The 12,976-nt window shown below is 62.6% G+C and carries 11 protein-coding genes; 7 read left to right on the top strand and 4 right to left on the bottom strand.

Translation table 11 applies throughout. The annotated features are described in order from the left end of the window. Nucleotides 1-5 precede the first annotated feature (5 nt). Both hemE and AC1XDK_RS18810 read right to left on the bottom strand, forming a co-directional pair. Nucleotides 6-1,010, bottom strand: a complete 1,005-nt coding sequence (gene hemE / locus AC1XDK_RS18815; protein ID WP_483351501.1) for a uroporphyrinogen decarboxylase — start codon at nt 1,008-1,010, stop codon at nt 6-8. Nucleotides 1,011-1,081: 71 nt separating this feature from the next. Next, nucleotides 1,082-1,279: a heavy-metal-associated domain-containing protein gene (locus AC1XDK_RS18810; protein WP_483351500.1), complete on the bottom strand. Its 198-nt coding sequence runs from the start codon at nt 1,277-1,279 to the stop codon at nt 1,082-1,084. A gap of 242 nt (nt 1,280-1,521) precedes the next feature. Here AC1XDK_RS18810 and AC1XDK_RS18805 point away from each other — a divergent pair, with 242 nt between their 5' ends. The 5 genes from AC1XDK_RS18805 to AC1XDK_RS18785 all read left to right on the top strand — a co-directional run bounded on the left by AC1XDK_RS18805 (nt 1,522) and on the right by AC1XDK_RS18785 (nt 8,183). Beyond that, nucleotides 1,522-2,118 (top strand): AsnC family transcriptional regulator, encoded by a 597-nt coding sequence (locus tag AC1XDK_RS18805; RefSeq protein WP_483351499.1) that lies wholly within the window; start codon nt 1,522-1,524, stop codon nt 2,116-2,118. Nucleotides 2,119-2,181: 63 nt separating this feature from the next. Continuing rightward, nucleotides 2,182-3,927 (top strand): Rieske (2Fe-2S) protein, encoded by a 1,746-nt coding sequence (locus AC1XDK_RS18800; RefSeq protein WP_483351498.1) that lies wholly within the window; start codon nt 2,182-2,184, stop codon nt 3,925-3,927. Nucleotides 3,928-4,188: 261 nt separating this feature from the next. Continuing rightward, entirely contained in the window at nt 4,189-4,683 is a 495-nt protein-coding gene (gene nrdR / locus AC1XDK_RS18795) for a transcriptional regulator NrdR (RefSeq protein ID WP_483351497.1), read from the top strand. Further along, nucleotides 4,680-7,160 (top strand): ribonucleoside-diphosphate reductase subunit alpha, encoded by a 2,481-nt coding sequence (locus AC1XDK_RS18790; protein ID WP_483351496.1) that lies wholly within the window; start codon nt 4,680-4,682, stop codon nt 7,158-7,160. Before nrdR ends, AC1XDK_RS18790 begins: the two co-directional genes overlap by 4 nt. A gap of 30 nt (nt 7,161-7,190) precedes the next feature. Beyond that, entirely contained in the window at nt 7,191-8,183 is a 993-nt protein-coding gene (locus tag AC1XDK_RS18785) for a ribonucleotide-diphosphate reductase subunit beta (RefSeq protein ID WP_483351495.1), read from the top strand. Here AC1XDK_RS18785 and AC1XDK_RS18780 read toward each other — a convergent pair whose 3' ends face one another. Next, on the bottom strand, nt 8,184-8,657 hold the full coding sequence (locus AC1XDK_RS18780; protein WP_483351494.1) for an acyl-CoA thioesterase: 474 nt from the start codon (nt 8,655-8,657) through the stop codon (nt 8,184-8,186). 118 nt (nt 8,658-8,775) lie between these two features. On the opposite strand from AC1XDK_RS18780, the gene AC1XDK_RS18775 reads away from it, so the two are divergent. Beyond that, nucleotides 8,776-9,174, top strand: a complete 399-nt coding sequence (locus tag AC1XDK_RS18775) for an SPW repeat domain-containing protein (RefSeq protein WP_483351493.1) — start codon at nt 8,776-8,778, stop codon at nt 9,172-9,174. Between the two features lie 14 nt (nt 9,175-9,188). Here AC1XDK_RS18775 and AC1XDK_RS18770 read toward each other — a convergent pair whose 3' ends face one another. After that, nucleotides 9,189-10,037: a hypothetical protein gene (locus AC1XDK_RS18770; RefSeq protein ID WP_483351492.1), complete on the bottom strand. Its 849-nt coding sequence runs from the start codon at nt 10,035-10,037 to the stop codon at nt 9,189-9,191. Between the two features lie 209 nt (nt 10,038-10,246). Between AC1XDK_RS18770 and AC1XDK_RS18765 the strand changes: the two genes are divergently transcribed. Beyond that, the gene (locus AC1XDK_RS18765) at nt 10,247-12,946 is read left to right on the top strand and encodes a heavy metal translocating P-type ATPase (protein ID WP_483351491.1); all 2,700 of its coding nucleotides are present in this window, start codon (nt 10,247-10,249) and stop codon (nt 12,944-12,946) included. Nucleotides 12,947-12,976: the final 30 nt, after the last annotated feature.

Here is a 12,976-nt window from a genome sequence, read left to right as displayed (position 1 = left end):
ATTTCCTATCGTTCGATTTCCTTCGCGGCGTCCACGAACACCTTCGCGTTCTCGACGGGCGTCGTTCGGTCGATGCCGTGGCCGAGGTTGAGGATGTGGCCGGAGTCGCCCGCCTTCTCGATGACCTCGTGGGTCTTCTCGCGGACGAACTCGGGACCCCCGAGGAGATACGACGGGTCGAGGTTGCCCTGAACCGGCGTGTCACCTAGTTGCTCGCGGGCGTCGGCCATGTCCACCGTCCAGTCGAGGCCGACGACGTCCGCGCCCGCCTCCGCGAGCAGGTCGAGTTTGCCGCCGGGGTGACGCGCGAAGACGATTGACGGCACGTCGATGGCGTCGAAGATACGCCGGTGGTGCGGGAGGACGAACTCGCGGTAGTCGTCCGGCGTCAACACGCCCGCCCACGTGTCGAACACCTGAATCACGTCCGCGCCCTGTTTGACTTGGTATCGGACGTACTCCTCCACCACGTCGGTGAAGATTTCGAGCAGGTCGCGGAACGCCTCGGGGTGGTTCGTTCGGAACCGACGAATGGGTTTTCTGGACGTGGGTTCATCACCCACGACGTAGGAGGCAAGGGTGTACGGACCGCCGGAGAAGCCGATGATGCTCGTCTCGTCGCCGATGCTCGCCTGCAATCGGGCCAACAGCTCGCCGACGTAGCCGATTTCGGTGGCCACGTCCGCGAACTCCGTCGGCACGTCGTCCGGGCCGGTGACGGGGTTCGAGACGACGGGGCCGACGCCGCTCTCGATGTGATAGTCGAAGCCGAGCGGTTCGAGGACGGTGAGGATGTCCGAGAACATGACGAGTCCGTCCGGTTCGAACAGGTCCCACGGGAGGAGGGTGATTCGTTCGGCCACCTCCGGCGTCTTGATGGCTTCCTTGAACGTGTACTCCTCGCGGATGTCACGGTACTCCGGGATGTATCGTCCGGCCTGCCGCATCAACCAGACCGGTGGGCGTTCGGTCCGTTCGCCGCGTGCCGCCCGAACCAACAGGTCGCTCATGTGCCGACGTTGGCTGGATAGCGTCTAAGCGTTTCGACTCACCGTTTCGACGGCAGAAAGACGCGTTCGTTTCAGGCCGACGCGTCGTAGCCGGCGTCCTCGACGGCGGCTATCAAGTTGGCGTCGTTCGCGTCGCCCTCGACGGTTGCCGTTCCCGCCTCGTGGTCGGCGCTCGCGTCCGAGACGCCCGAAACGTCTTCGAGTGCTTCGACGACGTTCTGCTCACAGCCACCGCAACTCATTCCGTTCACGTCGATGGTTTGGACCATACACGAACGTACTCGTCGGTTACTTTTTGCGATTTCGAAAAAATATCCAAGCCGCGTACGACGAATCTGACGGGCGATACAGGCGGTAGAACGGGACTGTCGAAGGGACGGGACGTCTGCGGAGATAATTCGTTTTTTAAACAAACGGAATTTTATATTTCTCCAAAGATATACAGGATGTCCGTGGCAGAGACGTGCGATAACGAAAACTGTTTTTATTCCATAACCCGAAGAGAGGTGTAATGCGACAACTCGACGACACTGACCAGGAGATAATCCGGTTGCTCGTAGAGGACGCACGCCGCCCGTACAACGAAATCGCGGAAACGGTCGGTCTCTCTCCGCCGACCGTCTCCGACCGCGTGGAACGCCTGCAAGAGATCGGCATCATCCGTCGGTTCACGGCGGACTTGAACCACGGTCTCCTCATCGACGGCCTCTCCTTGCTCGTCACGGTCAACGCCAAACCGGGGCGCGTGGACGAGATAAAGCGGTCGTTCGGGTCGTTCGACGGCGTCGAACACGTCTTCGTCACCGCCGACGCACACATCGTCTGCAAGGCGAACCTGCACGAACAGGCGGTCGAAGCCCTCCTTTCGGACGCCATCGAGGACGACGCCGTGCGCGATTACGACGTGCAGTTGCTGGTAGACGAGGAGTGGAACCCGCAACCGGGTACCATCGAGTTCGCGCCCGACTGCGTCGAATGCGGTAACACCGTCACGAACGAGGGCGAATCGACGCGCATCGACGACGAACTGTACCACTTCTGTTGTTCGTCGTGCAAGGCGCAGTTCACCGAGCGATACGAGCGCCTGCAAGAGGGCGCGGCCGACTGAAATCGAGATTACATAAATCCGTTTCAGGGAAGGGTTTTGGTGTCATGTAGCAAACGGTCAGACATGGCAACGGAACAATCGTTCGTCCGGGTCGCAGACGCGGACGAGTTGCGGGAGGACAGTCCCCAAATCGTCACCGCGAACGGCCACTCCATCGGACTCTTCTTCCACGAAGGGGAGGTACACGCGATAGATAACAGGTGCCCGCACATGGGTTTCCCTCTCACGAAGGGGTCGGTAGACGAGGGAATCCTCACCTGTCACTGGCATCACGCGCGGTTCGAACTGTCCTGCGGGGACACGTTCGACCCCTTCGCCGACGACGTACGGACCTACCCCGTAGAGGTGCGTGACGGGGACGTGTACGTCCAACCGAACCCGCCGCGTGACGAACCGCTCGAAGAACACTGGCGCAATCGCCTCGAACACGGCCTTCGGGAGGACATCAACCTCGTCGTCGCGAAATCCGTCATCGGACTGGAGACGGAGGACGTCCCGTCCACCGTCCCCGTCGAACTCGGTACGGAGTTCGGGACCCACTACCGTCAGATGGGATGGGGCAGAGGGTTGACGACGCTGGGCGTGATGGCGAATCTCCTCCCCGACCTGCGCCCGGAGGACCGCCGTCGGGCGCTCTACGTCGGTCTGACGGAAGTGGCCGACAACTGCTCGGGGGAACCGCCGTTCTTCGTCCAGGAGGCGCTTTCGACGGACGACGTGTCGGCCGAACGGCTCACCGACTGGTTCCGGGACAACATCGAAGTCCGGGACTCGGACGGCGCGGAGCGCGTCCTTCGGGCGGGAATCACGGCGGACCTCGACGAGTCCGAAATCGCCGGAATGCTCGTCGCCGCCGCGACGGACCACCTGTATCTCGACACCGGACACCGACTCGACTTCATCAACAAGGCGTTCGAGACGCTGGACCTCATCGGGTGGGAACACGCTGACGACGTGCTTCCCAGCCTCGTCCCCGGACTCGCGTCGGCCAATCGTGCCGAGGAGAACTCCTCGTGGCGACAACCTATCGACGTGGCGGCGTTGTGCTTCGACGCCGCCGACGAACTTCCCGAACTCGTCGAAGCGGGTGAGGGAAAGACGTGGGAGGAACCGGACGACTTCGTGGACGTCCTCCTCGGGGAGGACCCGCACGCAATCATGGACGCCGTGACCGACGCCATCGAGAACGGCGCGACGGCGACCGAACTCGCCCGCGTCGTGACGTTCGCCGCGGCGCGGCGCGTCGCGCACTTCGGCACGTCCAACGAGTTCCGCGATTGGAACACGGTTCATCACAGCTACACCTATGCGAATGCGGTAGACGGACTCTCCCAACGGACGGACGCGCCGGAAGTGTACCGCGGCGTCTTCGATGCCGCGATGAACGTCTACCTCGACCGGTTCCTCAACACGCCGCCGACGCCGATTCCCGACCCGGAGGGTGAACGCGACCCGGCGGCCGTCCTCGGCGAACTGATGGAGACGTTCGAGGTGGAGGCCGACGAGGAGGTGGACCTCGCCGGGGAGTTGACCGCGGAGTACCTCGCCGCCGGAGGCGATGTGGCTCAACTGAAGCGAAAACTCGGTGAGGCGCTCCTGCGCGAGGACATCGGCTTCCACACCCGACAGAACGTCGAGGTAGCGTTCAGGCAGTACGACGCGCTCGAAGACGAAGGGAGGGAGCGAATCCACCTCGTTGCGACCGCACGCTACCTCTCGGCTCACACGCCGACGCGCCGAGCGGGCGAACAGACGTTCCGAATCGCGGAACGCCTCAACCGTGGCGAGAACATCCACGAGATGGACTGACCGCGGCACCGCCGCCAGCGGTGGAATCGGAACGGCGAACGGCGACGGACTATTTTGAATAGGACACCGTGTAGCGCCGTCTACGACGGTCATATCGTCCGATTCAGCGGATTTTAGCGAGGTAATACAACTACATTTGTTTTACTGCAATTGAATTGGGCAAGGTTTATGGGTGGGCGGGAGGACACCACATGTAGCGGTTGGAGCAGGGTGAGCCCCACATGTGGGCTTACAAGACTGGAGGTGCAAGGAGTGACAACTATGGACTGCCCGGACTGCGGGAACGAGCGGACGCGAGTTATCGACACCACGAGTGCCGACGGAACCTCGGTACGACGGCGTCGTGAGTGCCAACGCTGCTCGTTTCGATTTACCACGTACGAGCGTCCGGAGTGGGACTCCCTCCAGGTGAAAAAGCGCGACGGGAACATCGAAGCGTTCAGCCGCGAGAAACTCCGCGCGGGTATCGAACGAGCCGTGGAAAAACGCCACGTGAGCGAGGGGGACGTGACGGCCCTCGTCGAGGCGGTGGAGTCCGAACTCGGAAAACGCGAGACTCGAATCGTCTCGTCGAGTCTGGTCGGCGACCTCGTCTCCGAACGACTCCGCGAACTCGACCAGGTGGCGTACATTCGCTTCGTTTCGGTGTACAAGGCCTTTTCCGAACCCGAGGAGTTCCTCCGCGAGCTCGACGCCGTTCTCGACGCGGAACTCGACGACGACCCCGCTCCAACCGACGATTCCGATAATCCATGAGCCAACGATCACCGACGACCCTCGACGTACGATCCATCCTCGACCGCGCACGAACAGGCTACGAAACGGCGCTCCCGGAGGACGAGTGTGAAACCCTCGCCACCGAAATCGAGCGCACTCTCTACGACGGCGCGTCCATCGACGAAGTGTATCGGGCCGTTACGCAAGCGCTTTCCGCGCGAGTCGAGCGCGACCCGACGTTCAAACGAATTGCCGCCGCGGCCTTCCGTCAAGGTTACTACCACGAAGTCATCGGCGAGAACGTACGTGGCTACGAACGGGACCGCGAGTACCGCGCGACGTTTGTCAACAACCTCGAACGTGCGGTCGAAATCGGACGCCTCGACGAGCGTCTACTCGAACGGTTCGACCTCGAAGCTCTCGCCTCGTACCTCGAACCCGAACGCGACGAACTGTTCGAGTACATGGCGATGGAGACGCTCGCCCAGCGCTACTTCCTCAAGACCGAGGAGAACGGGGAGCGACTCGAACTCCCGCAAGCGTTCTGGATGCGGGTCGCCATGGGCCTCGCGCTCGAAGAGGACGACCCCCAGCGGCGGGCGAAGGAGTTCTACGACGTCCTCTCGAAACTGGAGTTCACACCTTCGACGCCGACGCTTTTCCACAGCGGTTCGACCCACCCACAGCTCTCCTCGTGCTATCTGACGACGGTCTCGGACGACCTCGGCCACATCTTCGACTCGTACAACCACCACGCCCACCTCTCGAAGTGGAGCGGCGGCCTCGGGAACGACTGGACCAACCTCCGGGCGAGCGGCGCGCTCATCGAATCCACCGGCGTCGAATCCACCGGCGTGGTACCGTTCCTCCGCATCAGCAACGACGTGACGGCGGCCATCAACCGCTCCGGAAAGCGACGCGGCGCGGCCTGTGGCTACCTCGCCTGCTGGCACCTCGACTTCCCGGCGTTCATCGACCTGAAGCGCAACACCGGCGACGAGCGGCGACGCACGCCGGACATGAACACGGCGGCGTGGATTCCGGACCTGTTCATGAAGCGGGTCGAGAACGGCGAGGAGTGGACGCTGTTCAGTCCCGACGAGGTACCCGACCTCCACGACCTGTCCGGCGAAGCCTTCGAGGTGGCCTACCGAGAGTACGAAAAGCGGGCGGAAGCGGGCGAGTTCCGACAGTACGAACGCGTCGACGCACAGGAACTGTGGCGGAAGACGCTCACGCGACTGTTCGAGACGGGCCACCCGTGGCTGACGTTCAAGGACCCGTGTAACGTCCGCTCGCCGCAGGACCACGCCGGGACGGTACACTCCTCGAACCTCTGTACCGAAATCACGCTGAACACGAGCGAGGACGAACACGCCGTCTGTAACCTCGGCAGCGTGAACTTCGCGACGCACGTTTCGGAGAGCGCGGGACGTGGTTCCGCGAAGTCCGAGCGGTCGGATTCGACCGCGAGGCTCGACCGCGACCACCTCGCCGACACCATCGAAACCGCGATGCGAATGTTGGACAACGTCGTCGACCTGTGTTTCTATCCCACGGACGAGGCCGAACACTCGAACATGCAACACCGTCCGGTGGGACTCGGCACGATGGGATTCCACGACGCGCTGATGGAACTCGGAATCCCGATGGACTCCGAGACGGCGGTGGAGAAGGCGAACCGCTGGCAGGAGTTCGTCTCGTATCACGCCATCCACAACTCCTCGAAACTCGCCGCGGAGCGCGGGACGTATCCGTCCTACGAGGGTTCGAAGTGGGACCGCGGACTGCTCCCACAGGACACCGTGGACGCGCTCGAAGCGGAGCGCGACCGCGAGATTCCGACCGAACGCGAGGAGACGCTCGATTGGTACGTCGTACGCGAACACGTCGAAGAACACGGGATGCGGAACTCGAACACGATGGCCATCGCGCCGACGGCGACCGTTTCGACCATCAACGGGACGACGCCCTCCATCGAACCGCTGTACTCGAACCTCTACGTGAAATCGAACATGTCCGGGGAGTTCACCGTCGTCAACGACCACCTCGTGGCGGATTTGAAGGAAATCGGCCTGTGGGACGAGGAGATGGTGGACCGCATCAAATTCCACGATGGCTCGATTCAGGAGATAGACGCCGTTCCGGACGACCTGAAGGAACTGTACCGTGGGGCGTTCGAAATTGACCCGCGCCACCAGATTCGCCTGACCGCCCACCGACAGACGTGGATAGACCAGTCCGTCTCGCACAACGTCTTCTTCCCGTCGACGGACGGCACGCTGTTGGACGACGTGTACAAGACGGCGTGGGAGTTGGGCCTGAAGACGACCTACTACCTCCGAACGCTCGGCGCGTCGGGAATCGAGAAATCGACGCTCGACATGGCCGAATACGGGAAGAGTCAGCATCGCGGAGAGTTCGGGAGCGAGACGGCCGAAACCGACGGCGGGAGACCGAGCGACGAGAACGAACTCTGTACCGTCGAAGACCCGACGTGCGACGCCTGTCAGTGACACGAACCATCGAAATTCGCTATCGAACTCATGCCCATCATCAACAACGACGCCGAACACGACCCGAACAAGATAATGCCGCTCGACTACGACTGGGCCCGCGACTACTACGAAGCGGGCGTCAACAACAACTGGGTACCGGAGGAAATTCCCATGCAGGACGACATCTCGCAGTGGAACGGCGACGCCCTCTCCGATGCCGAGCGCCAACTCATCGAGTGGAACCTCGGGTTCTTCTCGACGGCCGAATCGCTCACCGCGAACAACATCGTCCTCGCGCTCTACGAGTACGTGACCGCACCGGAGTGTCGTCAGTACCTCCTCCGGCAGGCCTACGAGGAGGCCATCCACACGGACACGTTCATCTACTGCTGTGACTCGCTGGGCTTCGACCCCGACTACCTCTACGGGATGTACGAACGGGTCCCCTCCATCACGGAGAAGGACGAGTTCGTCGTGGACCTGACGCGCGCCATCGACCGTCCGGATTTCACCATCGACACCGACGCCGACGTTCGCGAGTTCCTCCGGGACCTCGTCGGCTTTTACGTCATCATGGAGGGCGTCTTCTTCTACGCCGGATTCGCCATGATGCTCGGCCTGAAACGCCAGAACAAGATGGTCGGCATCGGCCAGCAGTTCGAGTACATCCTGCGCGACGAGTCGCTCCACGTCGGGTTCGGCGTGGACCTCATCAACGAGATTCGACGGGAGAACCCCGGCGTGTGGACGGACGACTTCGGTGACGAGGTGACCGACCTCATCACGGACGCCGTCGAATTAGAGAAACTCTACGCGTACGAGGCCTGCCCGGACGAGATTCTCGGCATGAGCGCCGAGCAGTTCGCCGAGTACGTCGAACACGTCGCCGACCGCAGGCTACAACAACTCGAACTGCCCGAACAGTACGGGACGGAAAACCCCTTCCCGTGGATGTCCGAGCAGGCGGACCTCAACAAGGAGAAGAACTTCTTCGAGACGCAGGTCACCGAGTATCAGAGCGGCGGGTCCCTCGACTGGTGATCACTGCGCGCTGAGCGACGTTCTACGGTTTTCCCGTCGACGAAGGGCGTCGTCGCGCAACGTCTTCTGTTCGTCCGTCGGACAGTCGAGGTCCGGAACCGACGCGGGTCGTTCGTCCTCGTCGAGCGCGACCATGGTGAAAAACGACGTCGCAGTGTCCCGCTTTTCGTTCCGACTGGGCCGTTCCGCACGGACGGTGACGACGACGTCCATGCTCGTTCGACCGGTTTCGAACACGTACCCCTCCACGGTCACGATGTCGCCGAGGTCGATGGGGCCGAGGAAATCCACGTGGTCCATCGACGCGGTGACGACCTGCCGCCGCGAGAACCGACGGGAGGATATCGCGGCGCAGATGTCCATCCAGTGCAGCACCGACCCGCCGAGCGCGCGGCCGAGGTTGTTCGTATCGTTCGGCATCAGGATTTCGCTCACGACCGTCCGCGATTCGGCGAGAGTCTCCGTTTCCTTCATCGAGGGACCATACACGACGACGATAGATAAATCACCCATACTTGTGTTTTTGAAAGTTTGCTTGTTTTAGTGGCCGTCTCACTTATCCCACGACGAATCGTGATAGTGGACGGATATGATGGGACGGATAGAAACAGGGGGGAACGGAACGATTATCGCCGGAATAGCGCTCGGCGTCTGGTTGCTCGTCGCGCCGTTCACCGTCTACGGTGCGATGCTCGCGCCGAACTTCTGGAACGACGTTCTCATGGGGGTCGTCGTGGTGACGCTCGCACTCTACGGCTTCCGCTGTGTCCGGCGTGGACGGACGATGAGCATCGCGGCGGGCGGACTGCTCGGCCTCCTCGGACTCTGGCAGGTGACGCGCCCGTTCGCCGTCGCAACTGCCGGGCCGGTTCCGAAGTGGGGCGACGCGGTCGTCGGCGTCCTGCTTGCGTTCCTCGGGGGACGGATGGTACGGAAAGCGCGGACGGCGGCGCTCGAACAGCACGCCCCGAGCGACGTTGGTGGCGACTGACTCGGCGCGCAGAATCAGGCCGCCTTGTGAGTGCGGTATGCTGCCTTCGTGATATTCCTCCGACGGGAAATGGCGTTCATCGCGGCCGAATGCCACGACGGTCGTCGTATCGCCGTCTCACCGACGTTCGTTACTTCGAACGTTTCGGTTCGCTGAATCGTCTCTCCGCCCTTCGTCCCCGTCGCCACGAGCCGATAGTGATGGACGACGCCCCACGTGTCGATAGTTGCGATGAGGGAAGCGTTTTCGACGGTGTCGAAGTTCGGAAACAGCGAGGGATGCCTGACGTCGTCCATGACGACGCGGTACGTGGGCGTTCCGGGTCGGTCGATTCGCTCTATGTCAGTCACGTTCAGTGCCACGAAGCGGTTGTACAGTCGTTCGCTATTCGTGGTCCGTTGAACATATCCCAACGAATCCGGGTCGTGAGTCAGTTGATAGCTCGTGTGTTCGTTCCTCGTGCGGGCGAAAAGGGTCGTCGTTCCGTTCGCCCACGCTGAAAGCTCGTACGACGACGTTTGTAGCGGACTCAACGATCCGTTTTGCACGATATCGTACGTGAAATGGGTACTGTTCGAACCGACCTCGTGTGAGATTTGGACGTGTCCCAGAACACTTCCGTTGCTGGCCGTTTCGGTGACTCGATACCGAAACGTGTACGATTTTTCCCGAAGGATCTTCCCGTGAGCCTCCGTCAGTTTTACGCGGTCGGTGAATCCGTTCGCCGACAATCCCGGCGCGAGTCGACCCGAGAGGGTCGTGGTCGTTTCGGGGGCAGGTGAGGGGTCGGGAGCGACGAGGGAGTTACACCCGGCGGTCACGAGGACGACGGCGAACACCGCCGCGAGGAGGGCACGACGCATGGGCGAAAATGGATTCGTCGTGATATAAAAATGCGCGTGATAATGAAGGTCAAGACAGTAACAAAGGAAATGTCGGGGGTTCCGGATTTCTCTGAGATGTAAAGAGCGAAAGGAGCAACAGTATCAAAGGTTTCGTCGATAGTCAACCGAGGTTTCTAAGGGACAAGGTGAATGAACACGGGTACCGTATAGAAAGACAAGGAGATACCATGACGGAACGAACGCAACTCGAAATTCGCGGGATGAGTTGCGCGAACTGTTCGGGTACGGTGGGCGAGGCGTTGAACTCGCTCGACGGCGTCGAGGAGGCGAACGTCAACTTCGCCACCGACGAGGGTACCGTCGAGTACGACCCCGAGGTCGTCTCGCTTTCGGACATTTACGCGGCCATCGAGGACGCGGGATACGACCCGGTTCGCGCGACGACGACCATCGGAATCACGGGCATGTCCTGTGCGAACTGCGCGGACGCGAACCGGACAGCCCTCGAATCCGTTCCGGGCGTGGTGAACGCGGACGTCAACTACGCCACCGACGAGGCGAGCGTCGAGTACAATCCGGGACAGGTGAGCCTCGCCGACCTCTACGACGCCGTCGAGGAGGCGGGGTACGAGCCGGTTCGGGAGGAAACAGGCGGAGAAGAGGAGGACGCCCGCAAAACGGCCCGTGACGCCGAGATACGCAAGCAGTTCCGACTGACTCTGTTCGGCGCGGTGCTCGCGGTACCCCTCGTTCTCTTCATGTTCGAACACCTGTTTTTCCCGGGGATGGTGGGCGAAACGCTGTTCGGCGTCGACGTGGCGGTGGTGCAGTTCGTCCTCGCCACGCCCGTCCAGATTTGGCTGGGCAAGGAGTTCTACGGCAACGCATACAACGCGCTCGTCAAGAATCGGACGGCGAACATGGACGTACTCATCGCGCTCGGGTCGACCACGGCGTACGTCTACAGCGTCGCCGTCATGTTGTCGCTCATCCCGGGCGGCACCTACTTCGACAGCGCGGTGCTCATCCTCGTGTTCATCACGCTCGGCAACTGGCTCGAAGCCCGGTCGAAGGGGCAGGCCAGCGACGCGCTCCGCGAACTCCTCGAACTGGAAGCGGACACGGCGACGGTCGTTACGGACGACGGTGAACGCGAGATTCCGCTCGAAGACGTGGAAAAGGGCGACCTGCTTCGCGTGCGGCCCGGCGAGAAGATTCCGACGGACGGCGTCGTGGTGGACGGGGAAGGCGAGGTTCCAGCGGAACCTCGAGCGAACGGCGACAGCGAGGAGAGAAGCTCCTCGGGCCGTGCGAGCGGGCAGCGCCCGCGAGCGGAAGCCGTGAGTACGGTCGACGAGTCGATGGTGACGGGCGAGTCCGTCCCCGTGGAGAAGAGCGAGGGCGACGAGGTTATCGGTGCAACCATCAACAAGAACGGCGTGCTGACGGTTCGCGCGACGAAAGTCGGCGAGGAGACCGCTCTTCAGCAGATAGTCGGCATGGTAAAGGAAGCACAGGCCCGTCAACCCGAGATACAGACCCTCGCCGACCGCATCAGCGCCTACTTCGTCCCGGCGGTCATCACGAACGCGCTGGTGTGGGGGATTCTCTGGTACCTCTTCCCCGAGACGCTGGCCGGGGTCGTTAACGACCTCCCGCTCTGGGGACTGGTCGCGGGCGGTCCGAGCGTAGCGGGTGCGGGCGCTGCCGCGGGCGGCGTCACGGTGTTCGAGTTCGCCGTGGTCGTCTTCGCCAGCGCGGTGCTCATCGCGTGTCCGTGTGCGCTCGGCCTCGCCACCCCGACGGCGACGATGGTCGGGACCGCAATCGGCGCACGGACGGGCGTCCTGTTCAAGGGCGGCGACGTGCTGGAGCGCGTGAAGGACGTGGAGACGGTCGTCTTCGACAAGACCGGAACCCTGACCGAAGGCGAGATGCAGTTGACCGACGTGGTGGCGGTTTCGGACGACACCGACCGGACGATGACGGACGGCGGAGCGGACGTGCTCGGCGTCAAGGAGGGTGGCGAAACGACTACGGAGGACTTCGTCCTCTCCGCCGCCGCGAGCGCGGAGCGGGGAAGCGAACACCCGCTGGCGAAGGCCATCGTGACGGGTGCGGAGGAGCGGGGCGTCGAAATCGAGGAGCCGAGTTCCTTCGAGAACGTGCCCGGCCACGGGATTCGGGCGGAAACGAGTCACGGAAGCGTCCTCGTCGGCAATCGGAAACTCCTGCGCGACGCGGGTATCGACACCGACCCCGCCGAGGAGACGATGGAACGACTCGAACGCGAAGGAAAGACGGCGATGTTGGTCGCCGTCGGTGGTTCGCTGGCGGGCGTCGTCGCCAACGCCGACGAAGTGAAAGAAAGCGCGAAAGAGGCCGTCGCGGACCTCCGGGAACGCGGCTTGAACGTACACATGCTCACGGGAGACAACGAACGGACCGCTCGCGCCGTCGCGGAACGGGTCGGCATCGACCCCGAAAACGTCCGCGCCGAAGTCCTCCCCGACGAGAAAGCCGACGTGGTCGAGGAGATACAGACGGGCGGCGAGAACGCGATGATGGTCGGCGACGGTATCAACGACGCCCCGGCGCTCGCGGCGGCGTTAGTCGGCACCGCCATCGGGAGCGGCACCGACGTCGCCATCGAGGCGGCGGACGTGACGCTAATGCGTGACGACCCGCGCGATGTGGTGAAGGCGATTCGTATCTCGGCGGGGACGCTGTCGAAGATCAAACAGAACCTCTTCTGGGCGCTCGGCTACAACACCGCCATGATTCCGTTGGCGTCGCTCGGTCTGTTACAACCGGCGCTCGCCGCGGGGGCGATGGCGTTCTCCAGCGTGAGCGTCCTGACGAACAGCTTAGCCTTCCGTCGGTACACCCCGGACCACGACTACCGCCTCCTCGGCTTCCTGCGCTGAACAACGGAAATCGTGGTGTGTGGCTCCGTA

Source organism: Haladaptatus sp. HS23 (assembly GCF_056892285.1).
This window is presented reverse-complemented; position numbering and strand designations above follow the sequence as displayed.